Annotated in this window: 15 protein-coding genes; 10 read left to right on the forward strand and 5 right to left on the reverse strand. The window is 72.8% G+C overall.

Going from position 1 to position 19,633, the window contains the following annotated elements; all coding sequences use genetic code 11:
* Positions 1–30: 30 nt before the first annotated feature.
* The 3 genes from ACK8N7_RS06810 to ACK8N7_RS06820 all read left to right on the forward strand — a co-directional run bounded on the left by ACK8N7_RS06810 (position 31) and on the right by ACK8N7_RS06820 (position 4,106).
* On the forward strand, positions 31–1,323 hold the full coding sequence (locus ACK8N7_RS06810; RefSeq protein WP_500441473.1) for an MbnB/TglH/ChrH family RiPP precursor modification enzyme: 1,293 nt from the start codon (positions 31–33) through the stop codon (positions 1,321–1,323).
* A gap of 5 nt (positions 1,324–1,328) precedes the next feature.
* Complete coding sequence (locus ACK8N7_RS06815) at positions 1,329–2,417, forward strand: TIGR04222 domain-containing membrane protein (RefSeq protein WP_500441475.1); 1,089 nt, start codon at positions 1,329–1,331, stop codon at positions 2,415–2,417.
* A gap of 123 nt (positions 2,418–2,540) precedes the next feature.
* Complete coding sequence (locus tag ACK8N7_RS06820) at positions 2,541–4,106, forward strand: alpha/beta hydrolase (protein WP_500441477.1); 1,566 nt, start codon at positions 2,541–2,543, stop codon at positions 4,104–4,106.
* Between the two features lie 151 nt (positions 4,107–4,257).
* On the opposite strand, the gene hemQ is transcribed toward ACK8N7_RS06820, so the two are convergent.
* Together hemQ and hemG are read right to left on the reverse strand one after the other, a co-directional pair.
* Positions 4,258–4,986 (reverse strand): hydrogen peroxide-dependent heme synthase, encoded by a 729-nt coding sequence (hemQ, locus tag ACK8N7_RS06825; protein WP_015612177.1) that lies wholly within the window; start codon positions 4,984–4,986, stop codon positions 4,258–4,260.
* Between the two features lie 4 nt (positions 4,987–4,990).
* A complete protein-coding gene (gene hemG, locus ACK8N7_RS06830; RefSeq protein ID WP_403211419.1) occupies positions 4,991–6,454 on the reverse strand; it encodes a protoporphyrinogen oxidase in 1,464 nt (487 codons plus the stop codon).
* 126 nt (positions 6,455–6,580) lie between these two features.
* On the opposite strand from hemG, the gene ACK8N7_RS06835 reads away from it, so the two are divergent.
* Entirely contained in the window at positions 6,581–7,570 is a 990-nt protein-coding gene (locus tag ACK8N7_RS06835) for a DUF4349 domain-containing protein (RefSeq protein ID WP_500441480.1), read from the forward strand.
* A gap of 59 nt (positions 7,571–7,629) precedes the next feature.
* Positions 7,630–9,018, forward strand: coding sequence for an FAD-dependent oxidoreductase (locus ACK8N7_RS06840; protein WP_500441481.1), 1,389 nt, complete (start codon positions 7,630–7,632; stop codon positions 9,016–9,018).
* A 43-nt stretch (positions 9,019–9,061) separates the two neighbouring features.
* Here the strand turns inward: ACK8N7_RS06840 and hemE are convergent, their stop codons facing one another.
* Positions 9,062–10,159, reverse strand: coding sequence for a uroporphyrinogen decarboxylase (hemE, locus tag ACK8N7_RS06845; protein ID WP_500441483.1), 1,098 nt, complete (start codon positions 10,157–10,159; stop codon positions 9,062–9,064).
* Between the two features lie 92 nt (positions 10,160–10,251).
* Here hemE and ACK8N7_RS06850 point away from each other — a divergent pair, with 92 nt between their 5' ends.
* The 5 genes from ACK8N7_RS06850 (at position 10,252) to ACK8N7_RS06870 (ending at position 16,817) form a co-directional block, all read left to right on the forward strand.
* A complete protein-coding gene (locus ACK8N7_RS06850; RefSeq protein WP_031127076.1) occupies positions 10,252–10,917 on the forward strand; it encodes a DUF3000 domain-containing protein in 666 nt (221 codons plus the stop codon).
* 213 nt (positions 10,918–11,130) lie between these two features.
* Positions 11,131–11,793, forward strand: coding sequence for a response regulator transcription factor (locus ACK8N7_RS06855; RefSeq protein WP_003965521.1), 663 nt, complete (start codon positions 11,131–11,133; stop codon positions 11,791–11,793).
* 116 nt (positions 11,794–11,909) lie between these two features.
* Complete coding sequence (locus ACK8N7_RS06860; RefSeq protein WP_500441485.1) at positions 11,910–13,184, forward strand: HRDC domain-containing protein; 1,275 nt, start codon at positions 11,910–11,912, stop codon at positions 13,182–13,184.
* Positions 13,185–13,470: 286 nt separating this feature from the next.
* Positions 13,471–14,691, forward strand: a complete 1,221-nt coding sequence (locus tag ACK8N7_RS06865; RefSeq protein ID WP_403211430.1) for a thiolase family protein — start codon at positions 13,471–13,473, stop codon at positions 14,689–14,691.
* On the forward strand, positions 14,688–16,817 hold the full coding sequence (locus ACK8N7_RS06870; protein WP_500441487.1) for a 3-hydroxyacyl-CoA dehydrogenase NAD-binding domain-containing protein: 2,130 nt from the start codon (positions 14,688–14,690) through the stop codon (positions 16,815–16,817). The genes ACK8N7_RS06865 and ACK8N7_RS06870 overlap by 4 nt, the downstream gene beginning before the upstream one ends.
* A gap of 144 nt (positions 16,818–16,961) precedes the next feature.
* Here ACK8N7_RS06870 and ACK8N7_RS06875 read toward each other — a convergent pair whose 3' ends face one another.
* Positions 16,962–18,491: a PLL family lectin gene (locus ACK8N7_RS06875; protein ID WP_500441488.1), complete on the reverse strand. Its 1,530-nt coding sequence runs from the start codon at positions 18,489–18,491 to the stop codon at positions 16,962–16,964.
* Positions 18,488–19,588: a hypothetical protein gene (locus ACK8N7_RS06880; protein WP_403211436.1), complete on the reverse strand. Its 1,101-nt coding sequence runs from the start codon at positions 19,586–19,588 to the stop codon at positions 18,488–18,490. Before ACK8N7_RS06880 ends, ACK8N7_RS06875 begins: the two co-directional genes overlap by 4 nt.
* Positions 19,589–19,633: the final 45 nt, after the last annotated feature.

The raw sequence follows: 19,633 nt of genomic DNA on the forward strand, positions 1-19,633 counted from the left end.
CCCCTGGACGGAGCGGAGGAGGGGGACACCATGAAGCTGGGCATCGGAATCGGCTGGCGGCCGGAGATCGCGGCCGAGGTGGAGGCGCTCACGGGGATCGACTGGGTCGAGGCGGTGGCGGAGAACCTCTGCGCCGACCACCTCCCGGGGTCCCTGGTACGCCTGAGGGAACGGGGCGTGACGGTCGTGCCGCACGGCGTCTCGCTCGGCCTGGGCGGCGCGGACCGCCCGGACGCCGGGCGGCTCGCCGGTCTCGCGGCGCGGGCCGAGCTGCTGGGTACGCCGCTGGTGACCGAGCACATCGCGTTCGTACGGGCCGGGGGGCCGCTGACCGCCACGCCGCGGCTGGAGGCCGGCCATCTGCTGCCGGTGCCGCGCACCTGGGACGCGCTGGAGGTGCTCTGCGAGAACGTGCGGATCGCCCAGGACTCGCTGCCCGTCCCGCTGGCCCTGGAGAACATCGCGGCGCTGATCTCGTGGCCGGACGAGGAGCTGACCGAGGGGCAGTTCCTGGCGGAGCTGGTCGAGCGGACCGGGGTGCGGCTGCTGATCGACGTCGCCAACCTCCACACCAACCACGTCAACCGCGGCGAGGACCCGGCGAAGGCGCTGGACGAGCTGCCGGTGGAGGCCATCGCGTACGTCCATGTGGCGGGCGGGGTCGAGAAGGACGGCGTCTGGCACGACACGCACGCCCACCCGGTGACCGCCCCGGTCCTCGACGTGCTGGCCGAGCTCCGCTCCCGGGTCGACCCGCCGGGTGTGCTGCTGGAGCGCGACGACGCCTTCCCGCCCGGCGCGGAGCTGGCGGCCGAGCTGGAGACGATCCGGGTCACGCTGCGGGCGGCTGCTCCGGCCTCAGGTGCGGGCAACTCGCGTGGGGCCGGAGCAGCCGCGGGGAAGCCCGCCGCCCACGGAGCCCGCGACCGTACCGCTGTCGCCCAGACCGCGCTGCTCTCCTCGCTCGTCGCGGGCACCCCGGCCCCCGAGGGCTTCGACCACCGGCGGCTGCGGGTGCAGAGCCGGGCACTGGCCGCCAAGCGTGCCGATGTCGTCTCCAAGGTGGCGCCCGAGCTGCCGCAGATCCTCGGCGACGGCTACCGTGCCGCGTTCCTCGACTACGCCAGGGCCCGGCCGATGAGCGGTGGTTACCGGCGCGACGCCCTGGACTTCGCGGAGCGGATCCTGATCTCGGGCGGCCTCGCCGATCCCGTGGCGCAGCGCCGGCTGACGCACTGGTGGGAGGACCGCTCCGGCCCCCGGCCCCCGCGCCGGACCGCCCGCCTCGTCCGGGCGGCCCGTGCCGTCCTCGTGGGGAAGTGACCGTCATGAACACGCTCGCCCTGCTGCTGACCCTCGGGGTCGCCCTCTCCACCGCGCTGCTCATCGCGAAGGTGGTCGCCTCCCGGTCCGGCCGACGGGCGGCCGGCCCCTCCCCCGCCGTCCACGACCTCTACGAGGCGGCGTTCCTGAACGGCGGCCCGGCCAGGGTCGTGGACACCGCGCTCACCGCCCTGTACGCGGACGGCCGGGTGCTCATCGGCGGACCCGGCATCATCTCCGTACGGCATCCACATGCGAACGACCCGGTGGAACGTGCCGTGTTCCAGGAGCTGTCGACCGCGCCGAGCGGCGCCCTGCACATGGTGCGGGAAGCGGTGATGCGCCACCCGGCGGTGCAGGAGATCGGTGACGGGCTCGCGCAGCGCGGGCTGCTCGTCCCGCCCGCCGCGAGCCGTCCCGTACGGCGGTGGGGGCTGGTCCAGGGAGTGAGCTGCTTCGTCGCGCTGCCCCTCTCCATCCTGCTCACGGTCCTCCAGTACATGGCGCACGACAGCCCCTTCGACATGCCGTTCCCCTTCGTCCTGAAGATGCTGCCCGCGATCCTGCTCGGCGGGATCAGCGGACTCGTCGTGGCCGCGGCCGCCACCAACCGGATCACCCGGGCGGGCCGCCGGGCCGCCCAGGCGTTCCGGGCCGCCAACGCCTGCACGGTGACCCCGCCGTACCTCGTGGCCAATCTGGGACTGCGCGCACTCCCCGACCCCGTGCTCCAGGCCCAGCTGATCGCGGCGGCCCGGCTGCACGCGTCGGCCGGGCGGTCACGTTCCCGCTACTCGGGGAGCCGCTCGCCGGGGTACGTGGGAGGTACGGCAGCGGCGACGGGCTTCGCGGCGACGACGGTGTGGTGCGCCGACGCGGGCCCCGGACACACGAGTTGCGGGGGCTCGTCCGGCGGCGGCTCGGGCTCCGGCTGCGGCGGAGGGTCCGGATCGAGCTGTGGCGGAGGGTCCGGCTGCGGCGGCTCGGGGTCGAGCTGCGGGGGCAGCTCGGGCGGCTCCAGCTGCGGCGGGAGCTCGGGAGGATCCAGCTGCGGCGGGAGCTCGGGAGGATCCAGCTGCGGCAGCAGTTCCTGAGGCCGGGGCCCGGAACGGCGGGCGCGCAACCGGGTCATTCACCGCAACACGCCCGCCCGGTGCTGTACTTCACCCGCCCCGCACCCCACCATCCCCTCTCCGCGTCCGCAGAGAGGTCCCGCCGTGAGAGCAGTACCGCTGTACGCAACGATCGGCTCCCTGGTCCTGTCCGCCCTCACCGCCGCCCCGGCGACCGCCTGGGACGGCGGTGATCCGGCCTCCGCCGAGGCGCGCGGTACTGCGGTGGCCGCGGCCCGCGCCGCGGCGGCCGGGATCTCCTTCGGGGCGTGCCCGGAGGAGGAGATGCTGCCGGACACCCTGAAGTGCGGCACCGTCAGCGTCCCCCTGGACTACGCCCGCCCGGACGGCCCGGCCGTCGAACTGGCCGTCAGCCGCACCCTCGCCACCGGCCCGGCGGCCGGCCGGCAGGGCTCGTTCGTCTACAACCCGGGCGGCCCCGGCGCCTCCAGCATCACCTTCCCGCTGATGGGCGAGATGTCGGAGTGGAAGGAGGTCGCCGCGGCGTACGACATGGTCGGCTACGCCCCGCGCGGGGTCGGCGCCTCGGCCCCGCTCTCCTGCCAGGACCCCGCCGCGTTCGCGAAGAGCCCCACCGACTCCCCCGCCCACCCCACGGCCGCGTACAAGGAGCAGCGCGTCGCCGAGGCGCGGGCGTACGTGCGGGGGTGCGAGCGGAACGCGGGCGAGGCGCTGCGCCACTACACCTCGCTCAACAACGCCCGCGACCTGGAGGTGCTGCGGGCCGCGCTCGGTGATGAGCGGCTGACCTTCATGGGTGCCTCGTACGGCACGTACTTCGGTTCCCTGTACGCGACTCTCTTCCCCTCCCGCGTAAGGCGGATGGTCTTCGATTCGGCGGTCGACCCGGACCCGGAGAAGATCTGGTACCGCTCCAACCTCGACCAGTCGCTGGCCTTCGAGTCCCGCTGGGAGGACTTCCGGCGCTGGGTCGCCGAGCACCACGACGTCTACGGTCTCGGCGCCACGCCCGAGGCGGTGCAGGGCCACTACGACGACGTCCGCGCGGCGCTGGCCACCGAGCCGGCGGGCGGGAAGGTGGGGCCGGGGCAGTTCCACGCGGCGTTCCGGGAGGCGGCGTACTACGACGACTACTGGGCGATGCGGGCGACCGCCCTCTCCGAGTACGTCCGGGGCAACGCGGAGCCGCTGATCACCCAGATGTCGCCGCGCGCGATCACGGCGAAGGACGACGAGAACGCGCGGGCCGTCTACACCGCCGTCGAGTGCAACGACGCGCCCTGGCCCGAGGAGTGGGAGGTGTGGGACCGCGACCACTCCGACCTCGCGGTCATCGCCCCGTTCCAGACCTGGGACAACGCCTTCACCAACCTGCCGTGCGCCTTCTGGCCCGCGCCCCGGCAGCGGCCCCTGGACGTCTCCACCGAGTGGGGCGAACTGCCCCCGGTGCTCATCCTGGCGGCGGAACGCGACGCGGCGACCCCGTACAAGGGGGCGCTGGAGCTCCAGCGGCGGCTGCGCGGCGCGGTGCTCGTGACCGAGCGGGACGCGGGGACGCACGGCATCGGCGGCGCCGGGAACACCTGTGTCGACGGCCATCTGCGCCGGTACCTGCTGACGGGTGAGACCCCGGCCGGTGACGCGGAGTGCGCCCCGCACGCGGAGCCGAACCCCGTATCGCTGGACTGAGGAAGCCGGACGGGCCCCGTGGACGCGCACTCGGTGCGCGTCCACGGGGCCCGAAGCCGAACCCGGTGTCGCTGGAACGGCGGGCGGCACGGTCGGTGCCTGATGCCCGTCTTCTGATCTTCCGGGTTGGGGTGGTGCGGGAACTCGCTGGTTATGCGAGCCCGGCCACCAGGTCTGCGACGCTCTTCCTGCGGCCCGTGTAGAACGGGACCTCCTCTCGCACGTGGAGCCGTGCCTCGGAGGCGCGCAGGTGACGCATCAGGTCGACGATGCGGTACAGCTCGTCCGCCTCGAAGGCGAGGACCCACTCGTAGTCGCCCAGCGAGAAGGAGGCGACGGTGTTGGCGCGCACGTCGGGGTAGCCCCGGGCCATCTTGCCGTGGTCCGCGAGCATGCGGCGGCGGTCCTCGTCGGGCAGCAGGTACCAGTCGTAGGACCGCACGAAGGGGTAGACGCTGATGTAGTCGCGGGGCGTCTCGTCGGCGAGGAACGCCGGGACGTGCGACTTGTTGAACTCGGCGGGCCGGTGCAGGGCCATGTTCGACCAGACCGGTTCCAGAGCGCGGCCGAGCTTCGTGCGGCGGAAGAGGTTGTACGCCTCCTGGAGCTCGTCCGAGGTCTCGGCGTGCCACCAGATCATCAGGTCCGCGTCGGCGCGCAGACCGGAGACGTCGTAGGTGCCGCGCACGGTGATGTCCTTGGCCCCGAGCTGGTCGAACAGCTCCTGGACCTCGTCCGCGTATCCCGCCCGGTCCAGCGGCAGTACGTCGCGCAGTTTGAAGACCGACCAGAGGGTGTAGCGGATGACCTCGTTGAGGTCCTTGGCCTTCTTTCCGGCGTTCGGACTCTTGCTGGATGTCGCAGTCTCAGGAGCACTCATACGGCTATTGTCCCGCCTCGCTCCCGGTGCCCTGAACCAGGGTGGGCGTGGCGATGATCTCCCTCATGATCTCGTCGGCCGCGCGCTGCGCGCTCGCGATGCAGGCGGGGATGCCGACCCCGTCGTAGACCGCGCCGCAGACCCGCAGGGCGGGCAGTTTCGCGATCTCGTCGCGGATGCGGGCGACCCGGGTGTGGTGGCCGACCGGGTACTGCGGCAGTCCACCGATCCAGCGGGTGACCTCGCTGTCGACGGGGCGTGCGGCGAGTCCCGTGGCGGCTCGGAGGTCGCGCAGGGATACGGCGACGAGTTCGCCGTCCTCGCGGTGCAGGTGGTCCTCCTCGCCGTACCGGCCCACCGAGGTGCGGAGCACGAAGAGGTCGGGGGCGGCGTCGGCCACCCACTGCCACTTGTTGCCGGAGAAGGTGGACGCCTTGATGGTGCGGCCATCGACCGGCGGGACGAGGAAGCCGGAGCGGCCGCGCAGGGCCTCGTACCCCTCGATGTCGGAGCGGCGGAAGGCCAGGGTGACCAGGGCCATCGAGGCGTACTCGACGCCGGCCAGCTCGGCGGAGGCGGCCGGGGACTCGGCGGCGAGCAGGGCGGAGGCGGACCAGGCGGGGGCGGCCAGGACGACGGCGTCGGCGGTGATCACCCCGGTGTCGGTGCGGACCGACCAGCCCGCGTCCGTACGGGTCAGACCGAGGACGGGCGTCTTCGTGAGGATCGCGCCGCCGCCGGCCCGTACGGCGTCGGCCACGGCGTCCGGCAGGGTGCCGATGCCCCCCTCGATGCCCTGGAAGACGGGTCCGGTCTGCTGCCGGGCCGCCGCGCGCTCCTGGATCCGGCGGACGGCGTCCAGCAGCGGGCCGCCCTCCTTCACCGCTTCGAAGAGCTGCGGTACGGCGGCCCGCATCGAGATCCGGTAGGCGTCGCCCGCGTAGACCCCGCCGAGGAGGGGTTCCACCAGGCGGTCGACGACCTCGCGGCCGAGGCGGTCGGCGACGTACGCGCCGACGGCGACGTCGTCGCCGACGGGGGTGGGGGTGAGGTCGCGCTCCTCGGCGATCCGGACCAGGCCTTCGGGGGACAGCACACCGCCGAGGGCGGCAGGGTCGCCGGGGACGCCCATGACATGGCCCTTGGGCATCGGGCGCAGCGCGTCGCGCGTCCAGAGGGAGGCGGTGGCGGTGGCCGGCGGCTGGAGACGGCCGGCGAGGCCGACCGCCTCGGCCAGCCCGACCGCCTCGGGGCGGCGGGCGAGCATCGACTCGGCGCCGAGGTCGACCTGGACGCCCGCGATCTCGCCGGTCATGAGCTTGCCGCCGAGCCGGTCGGTCGCCTCCAGGAGCGTGACCCGCAGGCCGGTGGCGACCAGGCGGTGGGCGGCGGCCAGTCCGGCGATACCGCCGCCGACGACGACGGCATGGCGCGCGGGCGGGTCCGCATCCTGATGTGAACGCTGCATGGGTCCACTCTCTCAAACCGTTTCCGGGTCCTGACCGTGACCACTTCGAAACCCCTGGCCGGAAACCGGTTCGGGAGGGCCCACGTCGAACCGGCAGTATCAACACGCGTCCTGGGGGGACCTGTTATGAACAGCGATATCGACGCCCGCTTCCACCACCGCCGCTCCCGTCTCCGGGCCGCTCTGGCGGCGGGTGCTCTCGGCGCGGTGCTGCTCGTCGGCGGCTGCGGGGCCGGCGACGCCTCCGACGCGGGCGGGGGGTCGAACGACCTCAAGGCGAGCGCGGAGAAGGGGCTCGTGGACGAGCAGTACGCCCCGGGCGACTCGGCGGCCTCCGCCGCCGCCCCGGAGGCGGCGAAGAGCGGCGAGCGGCAGAACAAGGCGCCGAAGCCGGGGGCCGCGGGCACCCATGTCATCCGGACCACCGAGCTCTCCGTCGAGGTGCGGAGCGCGCCGAGGGCGGCGGCCGCCGCCCGGAGCACGGTGGAGGCGAGCGGGGGCCTGGTGGCGACCGAGACCACCGAGCGGATCGACGACGAACACGAGACCTCGCACCTCGTGCTGCGGGTGCCGCAGGACAGCTACCAGGAGGTGCTGCGCAAGCTCACCGGCTCCGGGAAGCTGCTGTCCCGTTCCTCGAACGCGAAGGACGTCACCGACCAGGTCGTGGACGTGGAGAGCCGGATCGCCACCCAGCGGGCGAGCGTGACGCGGGTGCGGGAGCTGATGGACAAGGCGGAGAAGCTCACCGATGTCGTCACGCTGGAGGGTGAGCTGAGCAGCCGTCAGGCCGATCTGGAGTCGCTGCTGGCCCAGCAGGCGAGCCTGAAGGACCGCACCTCGCTGGCGACGATCACCCTGGACCTGACCGAGCCGGACGCCCCGCGCAAGGACGGGATGAACGACGACCCGGGGTTCCTGGACGCGCTGGGCGGCGGCTGGGACGCGTTCGTGACGATGTTCCGGTGGATCGCGGTGGCGATCGGCGCGACCGCCCCGTTCCTGGCCACGGCCGCGCTGGTGCTGGTGGTGTGGCGGGTGCTGCGTGCCCGGCGGGCGGCCCGTACGGCCGTGGCGGCGCCCCGGCCGGAGGCGGAGGGCACACCGGCCCCCTGAGCGCCGTAGCGTGGGCTCCCTGACGGCGGACACGGCCGGCACGGCGAAAGGGACCCGGAATGGCAGCGGAGCGACTCGTGGTCATCGGCGGCGCCGCGGCGGGCTTGTCCGCCGCGTCGCAGGCCCGCAGGCTGAAGGGGCCGGACGAGCTGGAGATCATCGCCTTCGAGCGCTCCCGCTTCACCTCGTACTCCGCGTGCGGCATCCCGTACTGGGTGAGCGGGGACGTCGAGCACCGGGACGACCTGATCGCCCGTACCCCCGAGGAGCACCGGGAGCGGGACATCGATCTGCGGATGCGCACCGAGGTCACGGAGATCGATGTGGCCGGGAGACGGGTGCGGGCGCTGGACCGGGACAGCGGGGACACGTACTGGACGGGCTTCGACAAGCTGGTGATCGCCACCGGGGCCCGTCCGGTCCGCCCGGAGCTGCCCGGCATCGACGCGCCGGGCGTGCACGGGGTGCAGACCCTGGGCGACGGGCAGGCGCTTCTGGACTCGCTGGACGCCCTGGGCTCCGAGGAGCGGCGGCGGGCGGTCGTGGTCGGCGCGGGGTACATCGGCGTCGAGATGGCCGAGGCGATGCTGAAGCGCGGTTTCGAGGTGACGGTCCTCAACCGGGGCGAACAGCCGATGGCGACGCTCGACCCGGACATGGGCAGGCTCGTCCACGACGCGATGGACGGGCTCGGCATCACCACCGTCAACGGCGCATCGGTCACCAAGATCCTCACGGGCCCGGACGGCCGGGTCAGCGAGGTGGCGACCGAGGAGCGGACCTACCCGGCGGACGTGGTCGTCCTCGGCATCGGTGTCGAGCCGGAGGCGGAGCTGGCCCGGGAGGCGGGTCTCGCGGTGGGGCCGCACGGCGGTCTCCTGACCGACCTGGCGATGCGGGCCGTCGGCCACGAGAACATCTGGGCGGGCGGCGACTGCGTGGAGGTCCTGGACCTGGTGGCGGGCCGGACGCGTCACATCGCGCTGGGCACCCATGCCAACAAGCACGGCCAGGTCATCGGCTCGAACGTCGGCGGCGGTTACGGGACGTTCCCGGGCGTCGTCGGTACGGCGGTGAGCAAGGTCTGCGACCTGGAGATCGCCCGGACCGGGTTGCGGGAGAAGGACGCCCGCACGGTGGGGCTGCGGTACGTCACGGCGACCATCGAGTCGACACAGCGGGCGGGGTACTACCCGGGCGCGAAGCCGATGACGGTGAAGATGATCGCGGAGCACCGTACGGGACGGCTGCTCGGGGTGCAGATCGTCGGCCGTGAGGGGGCGGCCAAGCGCGTGGACGTGGCGGCGGTGGCGCTGACGGCCGGGATGACGGTGGAGCAGATGACGGCGCTCGACCTCGGCTACGCCCCGCCGTTCTCACCGGTGTGGGACCCGGTCCTGGTCGCGGCTCGCAAGACGGTGGCGGCGGTGCGGGGCGCGGGAAGCTGACGGGTGGTCCCGGGGGCCTGAGAGCTCCCCGGGACCGATGGCGTCAGCGCGCGGTCTGCTCGTGCACGTACTCCACGAGCCGGGTGAGCGCGTCCGGGTCCATGGACGGCATGACGCCGTGGCCGAGGTTGAAGATGTGGCCCTCCAGACCGGCGGCGGCGTCCAGCACCTCGCGGGTCTTCGCCTCGACCGCCGGGGTCGGCGCGAACAGCACCGCCGGGTCGAGGTTGCCCTGGAGCGCCTTGCCGGGGCCGACGCGGCGGGCGGCCTCGTCCATCGGGACCCGCCAGTCGACGCCGACGACGTCCGCCCCGGCCTCGCCCATCAGCCCGAGCAGCTCGCCGGTGCCGACGCCGAAGTGGATGCGGGGGACGCCGTACGGGGCGACGGCGTCGAAGACCTTCGCGGAGGCCGGGAGCACGGCGCGGCGGTAGTCGGCGGGGGCGAGCGCGCCGACCCAGGAGTCGAAGAGCTGGACGGCGGAGGCACCGGCCTCGATCTGGACCTTGAGGAAGGCGCCGGTGATCTCGGCGAGGCGGTCCACGAGGTCGGCCCAGAGCTGCGGGTCGCCGTACATCATGGCCTTGGTGCGCTCGTGGTTGCGCGAGGGGCCGCCCTCGACGAGGTAGCTGGCGAGGGTGAAGGGGGCCCCGGCGAAGCCGATGAGCGGGGTGGCGCCCAGCTCGGCGGTGAGCATCCCGATGGCCTCGGTGACGTACGGGACGTCCTCGGGGGTGAGGTCGCGCAGCCGGGCCAGGTCGGCGCGGGTGCGGATCGGCTCGGCGATGACGGGGCCGACGCCGGGCTTGATGTCGAGGTCGATGCCGATGGCCTTCAGGGGGACGACGATGTCGCTGAAGTAGATCGCGGCGTCGACCTTGTGGCGGCGTACGGGCTGCAGCGTGATCTCGGTGACCAGCTCCGGCATCATGCAGGAGTCGAGCATCGCGATGCCCTCGCGGACCTTCAGGTACTCGGGCAGCGAGCGCCCCGCCTGCCGCATGAACCAGACCGGCGTGTGCGGCACGGGTTCGCGCCGGCAGGCCTTGAGGAACGCCGAGTCACGGGTGGCGTTGCGGGTGGTGTCCTGGCTGGCGGCGGTCGTCGTCTGCTGGCCCGAGGGGCGGTCGTTGGCGCTCACGCACCAAATCTTCGCACGCATGGGGAAGGAGCCCGGCGCCGCAGGGGTGTCTGTCCCTGCGCGGGGCCCGCGTTCCGCCTACTCTTCCCGGCATGGCTCCGGCTCAGGGACAATTTTCCGATCATTCCGACAGTGCTGACAGCAAGGACAAGGACGCGGCGGAGGACCCTCCCGTCCCGCCCGCGTTCCGGTCGGCGGTCGACGCGTTGCGCTCCGCGCGGCTCCGCCCGGAGCTGGAGGTGGAGACCACGCGGCCCCCGCAGCGCCTGGCGCCCCACGCGTACGCGCTGGAGGCGGCGGTGGTCGACGGCGAGGACGATCTCGCGGACGGCAGGCTCGTCCTGCTGCACGATCCGGCGGGGCACGACGCCTGGCAGGGCGCGTTCCGTCTGGTGACGCTGGTGCGGGCGGAGCTGGAGCCGGAGATGGCCGCCGACCCGCTGCTGCCGGAGGTGTGCTGGTCCTGGCTGACCGGGGCGCTGGACGCGCGCGGATTGTCGTACGGGGAAGCCGGAGGGACGGTGACACGCGCCGGATCGCACTACTTCGGTGCGCTCTCCGCGCGCCGTCCGGCGACGCAGATCGAGATCCGGGCCTCGTGGACGCCGCGCGAAGGCCGGGGCGGGGTGCCGGACGCGGCGGCGCACCTGATGGCCTGGGGCGATCTGCTCTGCCAGATCGCGGGGCTGCCGCCGTCGGATCCGACGGACGCGGCGGTGGTGACGCTGCCGCAGCGGCGCGGTCCGCAGGTTTCGTAACACCCCGTCACCCATTTCGCACACACACCGGCTCTCTTTTCGTACAATCGATCGCGCGTCCTATTTGCCCGAATTGTTACTCACCAAATCGTGATCTTCCTCTAAAGGAGGACGGGTCTGCTGCCGAAGAGGTCAATGACCCTTCAAGCACGGTTCGCCCCGGCTTCATCCCCCGAGCCGGCCCCCGTCCCGCCACTCCCCCCAGGAGGCCTGGTGTCCGTTCTCCTTGAGCAGCCCGCAAGCCTGGTCGCCTACCGCCCGAACAAGCCGACGGCCATGGTCGTCGTGGCCGACCCGCGCGTCCGTTCCACCGTCACCCGCCATCTGTGGGCCCTCGGAGTACGTGACGTCATCGAGGCGTCGTCCATCGCGGAGGCACGTCCCCGCGTCGGCAACCCGCGCGACATCTGCATTGCCGACGTCCACCTGCCCGACGGTTCCGGGCTGACCCTGCTGTCCGAGACCCGCGCCGCAGGCTGGCCGAACGGTCTCGCCCTCTCCGCCGCCGACGACATCGGCGCCGTTCGCAACGCCCTCGCGGGCGGCGTGAAGGGCTACGTCGTCACCGGCACCCGAACCAACATCGGCCACCCCACCCGCCCCGGCGTCGCTCCCATCGGCGCCAATGCCGCCCGTATGCACCGCCGGCCTCCCGGTTCCCCGAGCCACCCGGGCGGCTACCGCGAACTGTCAGGACGTGAGGTGGAGGTGCTCCGCCTGGTCGCCGAAGGCCAGTCGAACAAGGCCATCGGCGTCTCGATGGGCCTCTCCGCCCTGACCGTCAAGTCCCACCTCGCCCGCATCGCCCGCAAGCTCGGCACCGGAGACCGGGCCGGAATGGTCGCCGTCGCCCTGCGGACGGGCATCATCCACTGACCCCCACCCCCACCGGGACGTGCACCGATGCGCCTCCGGCTGGAATACGCGCATGGCCACCCGTCGACGGAACGTTCCGTCGACGGGTGGCGCGTATACACAGATACCCTTGACGCGTGACCGACGCCCAAGAGACCGCAGCAGACAGTTCACTGCGAACCACCGGGGGCGCTCCCCCGGACGACGTCGCCCCGGCGCCGATCCCCTTGCTCGAACCTCGCGAGGGCATTCCCCCGGTGGTGGCATCCGACGACGCCCTCGCCCGGGTGGTCGCGGCCTTCGCCGCGGGCACCGGCCCGGTGGCCGTCGACGCCGAGCGCGCCTCCGGCTACCGCTACGGCCAGCGCGCCTACCTCGTCCAACTGCGCCGCGAAGGCGCGGGCAGCGCGCTGATCGACCCGGTCGGCTGCCCCGACCTCTCCGGCCTGTCCACCGCCCTGACCGGCTCCGAGTGGATCCTCCACGCCGCCACCCAGGACCTGCCCTGCCTGCGGGACATAGGCATGGCTCCCACCTCGCTCTTCGACACCGAGCTGGCCGGACGCCTCGCGGGCTTCCCGCGCGTCGGCCTCGGCGCCATGGTCGAGAGCGTCCTCGGGTACGCCCTGGAGAAGGGGCACTCCGCCGTGGACTGGTCCACCCGCCCGCTGCCCGAGCCCTGGCTGCGCTACGCCGCGCTCGACGTGGAGCTCCTGATCGACCTGCGCGACGCGCTGGAGGAGGAGCTGGAGCAGCAGGGCAAGCTGGAGTGGGCCCGGGAGGAGTTCGACGCCATCGCCTCGGCGCCGCCCGCCCCGCCCCGCAAGGACCCCTGGCGCCGCACCTCGGGCATGCACAAGGTCCGCCGCCGCCGTCAGATGGCGGTCGTCCGCGAGCTGTGGAACATCCGGGACCAGGTGGCGCAGCGCCGTGACATCTCCCCCGGCAAGGTGCTGGGCGACGCCGCGATCGTGGAGGCCGCGCTGGCGCTGCCCGCCAATGTGCAGGCGCTCACCGCACTGCCGGGATTCGGCCACCGCATGGGCCGCCGTCAGCTGGAGCAGTGGCAGGCGGCCGTGGAGCGGGCCAAGGCGCTGCCGGAGTCGGAGCTGCCGCAGCCCGGTCAGCAGCCGGCCGGGCCGCCGCCCCCGCGCTCCTGGGCCGACAAGGACCCGGCGGCCGCGGCCCGGCTCTCGGCCGCCCGCTCGGCCGTCTCCGAGCTGGCCGAGCGGCTCCACATGCCCCAGGAGAACCTGATCACCCCGGACACCGTGCGCCGGGTCTGCTGGGAGCCCCCGAAGAACGTGACGCCGAGCGCCGTCGAGGACACGCTCGCCGGTTACGGGGCCCGGCACTGGCAGATCGAGCAGGTCGGCCCGCTGCTGGTCCGGGCGCTCGCCACCACCGGCTGACCCACGCGCCGCCCCCCGCGAGGAAGACACCCCCGGTCACCGGCCGGGGGTTTTCCGCTCTCCGAGCCCTGTTCATATGGAGAACCGATGGTCGAAATCACGCCAGGTTCGGAGCCTGTTCCTCCGCCTCACGGGCGCTCCTGCGGGCACCCGGGCAATGTGACCTTCGACGCTCCGGCCATGGGGGGTGGGCAGTCTGGTTACCCGCAAGTAGCATGAGGGCAGGCGGTGCGCCCACGGGCGTGCCCCGCAGCAGTGCCATCCCGCACCCTGGAGGAGAGCCATCGTGCCTCGTACCATCCGGGACGTCGTCTTCGTCGACGGCGTCCGCACCCCGTTCGGCAAAGCGGGCCCGAAGGGCATCTACCACGAGACCCGCGCCGATGATCTCGTCGTGAAGGCCATCCGGGAGCTGCTGCGCCGCAACCCGGACCTGGACCCCGCCAAGATCGACGAGGTCGCCATCGCCGCGACCACGCAGATCGGCGACCAGGGCCTCACGCTGGGCCGTACCGCCGGAATCCTGGCCGGTCTGCCGCAGTCCGTCCCCGGCTACTCGATCGACCGCATGTGCGCGGGCGCCCTGACCGCCGTCACCGCGACGGCCGGTTCCATCGCCTTCGGCGCGTACGACGTCGTCGTGGCCGGTGGCGTCGAGCACATGGGCCGCCACCCGATGGGCGAGGGCGTCGACCCGAACCCGCGGTTCGTGTCGGAGAAGCTGGTCGACGAGTCCGCCCTGTTCATGGGCATGACGGCGGAGAACCTGCACGACCGCTACCCCACGATCACCAAGCAGCGCGCCGACGAGTACGCGGTGCGTTCGCAGGAGAAGGCCGCCAAGGCGTACGCCAACGGCAAGATCCAGCAGGACCTGGTACCGGTCTCGGTGCGCCGCACCAACGCCGAAGCCGGTGAGACGGGCTGGGGCCTGGTCACCGCCGACGAGCCGATGCGTCCGGGCACCACGATGGAGTCCCTGGCCAACCTGAAGACCCCCTTCCGCGCCCACGGCCGGGTGACGGCCGGTAACGCCGCGGGGCTCAACGACGGCGCCACCGCCTCCCTGCTCGCCGCCGAGGATGTCGCACGCGAGCTGGGCCTCCCGGTCAAGATGCGCCTCGTCTCGTACGCCTTCGCCGGCGTCGAGCCGGAGGTAATGGGCTACGGCCCGATCCCGGCGACGGAGAAGGCGCTGTCCAAGGCCGGCCTCTCCATCTCCGACATCGGTCTCTTCGAGATCAACGAGGCGTTCGCCGTGCAGGTGCTCGCCTTCCTGGAGCACTACGGCATCGCCGACGACGACGCCCGCGTCAACCAGTACGGCGGCGCAATCGCGTACGGCCACCCGCTGGCCTCCTCCGGTGTCCGCCTCATGACGCAGCTGGCCCGGCAGTTCGAGGAGCAGCCCGAGGTCCGCTACGGCCTGACGACGATGTGCGTCGGCTTCGGCATGGGCGCCACGGTCATCTGGGAGAACCCGAATTTCGACGGAGGCAACAAGTGAGCTCCACCACTGAGCTTCTGAAGGGTGCGGCCGAGCTGTTCCCCGGCGAGGTCGTCACGCAGGCGCACGTACGCCACCTGGACCTGCCGTCCGGTGCCGGGCGGTTCGCGCTCATCACGCTGGACAACGGCCTGGACCACACCAAGCCGACCACCTTCGGACCGCAGTCGCTGGCGAACCTGGACGCCGCGATCGACCAGGTCGAGAAGGAGGCGTCGGAGGGCACCATCACCGGCGTCGGCATCACCGGCAAGCCGTTCATCTTCGCCGTCGGCGCCGACCTCAAGGGCGTCGAGCTGCTCGGCCGCCACGAGGACGCCCTCGCGATCGGCAAGGGCGGCCACGACGTCTTCCGCCGCCTCTCCGGCCTGGCGGTCCCGACGTTCGCGTACTACAACGGCGCGGCGATGGGCGGCGGTGTCGAGGTCGGTCTGCACTGCGCCTACCGCACCGTCTCCACCGCGATCCCGGCGTTCTCGCTGCCCGAGGTCTTCCTCGGTCTGGTCCCCGGCTGGGGCGGCTGCGCGCTGCTCCCGAACCTGATCGGCGCGGACCGCGCGGTCTCGGTGATCATCGAGAACTCGCTCAACCAGAACCGTCAGCTCAAGGGCAAGCAGGTCTTCGAGCTCGGCATCGCCGACGCGATCTTCGAGGGCGCCGACTTCCTGGAGCAGTCGCTGATCTGGACCGCTGCCGTCCTCAAGGGCGAGCTGGCCGTCGAGCGCCCCGCGATCGACCGCGGCGACGCCTGGGACGCGGCTGTCGCCCGTGGCCGGGCCGTCGCGGACTCCAAGGTGCACGGTGCGGCCCCGGCCGCGTACCGCGCGCTGGACATCATCGCGGCGGCGAAGGACGGCGACCTGTCCGCCGGCTTCGACGCCGAGGACCAGGCGCTCGCGGACCTGATCATGGGCGGCGAGCTGCGCAGCGGCATCTACGCCTTCAACCTGGTCCAGAAGCGCGCCAAGCGCCCGGCCGGTGCCCCGGACAAGAGCCTGGCCCGGCCGGTCACCAAGGTCGGCGTCGTCGGCGCGGGCCTGATGGCCTCGCAGCTGGCGCTGCTCTTCCTGCGCCGCCTTGAGGTCCCGGTCGTCCTCACGGACATCGACCAGGAGCGCGTCGACAAGGGTGTGGGCTACGTCCACGCCGAGATCGAGAAGCTCCTCGGCAAGGGCCGCATCAACCAGGACAAGGCCAACCGCCTCAAGGGCCTGGTCTCCGGTGTCCTCGACAAGGCCGAGGGCTTCGCGGACGCGGACTTCATCATCGAGGCCGTCTTCGAGGAGATCGGCGTCAAGCAGCAGGTGTTCGCGGAGGTCGAGGCGGTCGCCCCGGCGCACGCGATCCTCGCCACCAACACCTCCTCGCTCTCGGTGACCGAGATGGCGTCGAAGCTGAAGAACCCCGAGCGGGTCGTCGGCTTCCACTTCTTCAACCCGGTCGCGATCCTCCCGCTCCTGGAGATCGTCCGCGGCGAGCAGACCGACGACGCCTCGCTGGCGACGGCGTTCGGTGTGGCCCGCAAGCTGAAGAAGACCGCGGTGCTGGTGAAGGACGCCCCTGCGTTCGTCGTCAACCGCATCCTCACCCGCTTCATGGGCGAGATCCAGAACGTCATCGACGAGGGCACCCCGGTCGAGGTCGCGGAGAAGGCCGTCGAGCCGCTCGGCCTGCCGATGTCCCCGCTGGTGCTCCTGGAGCTGGTCGGCCCGGCCATCGGTCTGCACGTCTCCGAGACCCTGAACCGCGCCTTCCCGGAGCGCTTCACGGTCTCCGAGAACCTCGCGGCGGTCGTGAAGGCCGGCAAGCGCGGCTTCTACGTCTACGACTCCGGCGCGCCGGTCCTCGACCCCGAGGTCGCCGCCCTCCTCAAGCAGGGCGACACCGTCCTCACCGAGGAGCAGACCCGCGACCGCGTGCTCGACGCGGTGGCGCAGGAGATCGGCCTGATGCTGGACGAGGGCGTCGTCGCCGAGGCCCAGGACATCGACCTGTGCCTGATCACCGGCGCGGGCTGGCCCTTCCACCTGGGCGGCATCACGCCGTACCTGGACCGTGAGGGCGTCTCCCAGCGGGTGAACGGCAAGCCGTTCCTGGCGCAGGGCGTGGCGAGCGTTCCCGCCTAGCCGCTGATGTGAGAACGGCCCGGCACACCGTACGGTGTGCCGGGCCGTTGCGTTTCCCCGCTGTCAGCGTCCCGGTGCTGCGGAGCGCAGCATCCCCGGTACGACCTGTCAGATCGCGAAACGATCAAGAATGTTGAGCAATCGTCACACTCTGTTCCACGTGCTGAAGTCGAAGCCCCCGGTCGGTGACAGACGGTTCGCCACCGACAGCCGGCCCCCCTCGCGGACGGTTGCCAACGTCACTCCACCCGTGCGATCGCGGACCATCGCGGGCATCCGGTCGGAGTGCGCGCCGAGGTCGTTCCACCAGACCCCCGCGTCGGGCCGCCCCTGCGCATGGGCGCCCACCACACAGGAGCCACCGGGCCCGGAGCGTACGAGAGCGGAGTACGCCCAGCCCTCCGACTCGATGCCCGGCACCCCGGTGACCGGTCCCGCCCCGTCCGCACCGCCGATCGGCAGCGCGGACACGGCGCCCGGCTGCCAGACGCAGGGCTCGTTCGTGTGCAGGTCACGGAAGAGGAGCGTGCCGGGCTCGGGGCCGGCCGCCATCGAGCCCGGAGCCGGGGAGAGCGCGATGCTCCGGTCCTCCCTCCAGGCCGCGCCCGCCCCGGGCCGGAACCACCGCACCACGGCGGCGGAGTCCCGGAGCCGGGCGAAGACCTCGACATCACCCCGGGCCGTGGTGACCGTCACGATCTCGTCCGCGATCCGGGCCCCGCTCAGGTGCTGCCACGGTGCCCAGCTCCCGTCGGCACCCTGCATCCGGTAGCTGACGCTGTGTCCGAAGTTCCGGGCGAAGACCAGGAGAGCGCCGGACGCGTCGAAGGCCGCCGCCGGGAACCCGACCTCGCGGCTCTTGTACCGGTCCCCGGGGTTGGGGCTGCCGAGGGAGTGCCAGGGGGTGAGGGCGCCGCCCGTGCGGTACTGCGCGGCCCGCATGATCGACACATCCTCCCCGCCGTCCTTCCGCTGCGTCCTGCGGAGCGCGAGGAGGTGGACGAACCCGTGCGGGTCGCGGAAGACGGAGAGGGCGGGCATCAGGCGGGGCCCGGGAAGAAGCTCGGGCCCCCGCCAGGTGCGGCCGCCCGGTTCGTCCTGGGTCCAGCGCAGCACACCGCCCGCGGACGGCTGGAACGCGGTGAGCCTTCCGTCGAACCCCTCGGCCAGCCAGTTCGTCGTCTGCGGATAGCGCAGCGGAGCGGTGATGTCGGCCCGCTCGTCCACGCCCGCCCGGCGGCAGTCGACGAGGACCGGTTCCCCCGTGGCGAGCTGGTAGTCACGGGCGGCCGCGAGCGCGTCGAGCGCCGTGGCCGCGTGGCCGGGCGGTACGTCGTGCACCGGCACGCCGGCGCTCTCGTCGTACCCCACCCGGGCCGGGTCGGGATCCTGCACGAGCAGCCGCTGCGGGCGGAGCTCGTGGAACTCCTTCAGCAGGCCCTCCTTCCCGCTGCCCCGCTGCCCCCCGAGCGTTCGCGGCGCGTGGGCCACCCGGCAACCGCGCCCCTCGGCGTCGGCCAGAGCCCGGTCCAGGGCGGCCCGGCCCTCCTTGCCGTCGTCCTCGGCGCAGATCACGCCGATGGCGGCGGCATCCCGCTGCAGGGCGACGAGGGGCACCGCGTCCCGGTACTTCGCGGCGACGACCGTCACCCTCGGGAGAGCGGCGGTACTCATATCTGCCTCCAGTCGCTGAGGGTCAGGCCCTGGCCGTCCTCCTGGCGTGCGAGGGCCGGCCGGCCCTCGGAGTCCAGGGCCGCCACCACCACGCGCCCGTGGCCGTCCAGTGCGAGCGACGGATCCCCCTGGCAGCGCATCGCGGTGTCGGTCCACCACACACCGGACTGCTCGCCCTCGGTCGCGCACACACCGAGGTTGACCGTCCCGGTGATCCCCCTGACGGCCAGCACCGTGCAGTCGACGCCGTCCAGGGCGGTCCTGAGAGCGGTGATACGGCCGTCCGCCGGGGCCCCTCCCAGCGGCAGGGGCCAGGATCCGGGCCGCAGGGCGACCACTCCGCCGCCACCCGCGTCGGTCAGGTAGTACGTGATCCGGCCGGGCGCGGTCTCCAGCGGGGTCACCGAACCCGGCACCGGAACCACCCGCGCCTCGTCCCCCCGGTCCAGAGCCCCACCGGGCTTCGCCTGAGCAAGGCGCACGGCCGACACACGGGTGGGGACGAGGACCTCCACCACACCCGTGGACGTCGCCGCCGGGGCGGGGCCGTCCGTCACACCGGCGGCGGCGGGAATTCCGGCCCAGGCGCCCCAGGTCCCCTTCGCGTCCTCGCGGCGCAGCGCCACTCCGCCGGGGCCGGTCGGCACACAGATGTGGAGAGCGCCGTCAGGGGTGACGGCACCCGCCGGGGCACCCACCTCCGCGAACTTCGCGATCTCCTTGTAGGGGTTGCCGAGCGCGTGCCACTGGGTCATGGGCCGGGCCGTCTGGTACTGGGTCGCGTACATCACGTCGACGTGGGACCAGCCGTCGGCCCTCGGACGCGTCCGGAGCCCCAGGAAGTGCGCGTAGCGGTCCTGCCCGTGGACCACGCTCAGGTGGGTGATCCCCTTCGCCGGGAGGGATTCGGGCCCTTCCCACCGGGCACCGCCGACCGAGGTCTGGGTCCATCGCAGGAGCGTGTCCTCGACATGGACGTAGGCCGTCAGCCTGCCGTCGTATCCGGTCACCAGCCACGGTCCGCCCAGGGGGCGTTCGGAGCCGGTCCCGGCGGAACCGTTCCGCGGTCCGGCAGGGCGCGGGGAGGCGCTTGGCATGCTTGTCGTCACCCTCCCGGGCTGGTAGCCCTCGCCGGGCGAGGG

The sequence above is a fragment of the Streptomyces griseobrunneus genome, from assembly GCF_046713465.1.
GTDB lineage: Bacteria > Actinomycetota > Actinomycetes > Streptomycetales > Streptomycetaceae > Streptomyces > Streptomyces microflavus.

Excerpts from the sequence above, each read along its gene's own strand:
- ACK8N7_RS06850 (WP_031127076.1), top strand. The coding sequence starts at position 10,252 with ATGGCTCCGGCTCAGGGACAATTTTCCGATCATTCCGACAGTGCTGAC.
- ACK8N7_RS06840 (WP_500441481.1), top strand. The coding sequence starts at position 7,630 with ATGGCAGCGGAGCGACTCGTGGTCATCGGCGGCGCCGCGGCGGGCTTG.
- hemG (WP_403211419.1), bottom strand. The coding sequence starts at position 6,454 with ATGCAGCGTTCACATCAGGATGCGGACCCGCCCGCGCGCCATGCCGTC.
- ACK8N7_RS06880 (WP_403211436.1), bottom strand. The coding sequence starts at position 19,588 with ATGCCAAGCGCCTCCCCGCGCCCTGCCGGACCGCGGAACGGTTCCGCC.
- hemQ (WP_015612177.1), bottom strand. The coding sequence starts at position 4,986 with ATGAGTGCTCCTGAGACTGCGACATCCAGCAAGAGTCCGAACGCCGGA.
- ACK8N7_RS06875 (WP_500441488.1), bottom strand. The coding sequence starts at position 18,491 with ATGAGTACCGCCGCTCTCCCGAGGGTGACGGTCGTCGCCGCGAAGTAC.
- ACK8N7_RS06815 (WP_500441475.1), top strand. The coding sequence starts at position 1,329 with ATGAACACGCTCGCCCTGCTGCTGACCCTCGGGGTCGCCCTCTCCACC.
- ACK8N7_RS06810 (WP_500441473.1), top strand. The coding sequence starts at position 31 with ATGAAGCTGGGCATCGGAATCGGCTGGCGGCCGGAGATCGCGGCCGAG.
- ACK8N7_RS06835 (WP_500441480.1), top strand. The coding sequence starts at position 6,581 with ATGAACAGCGATATCGACGCCCGCTTCCACCACCGCCGCTCCCGTCTC.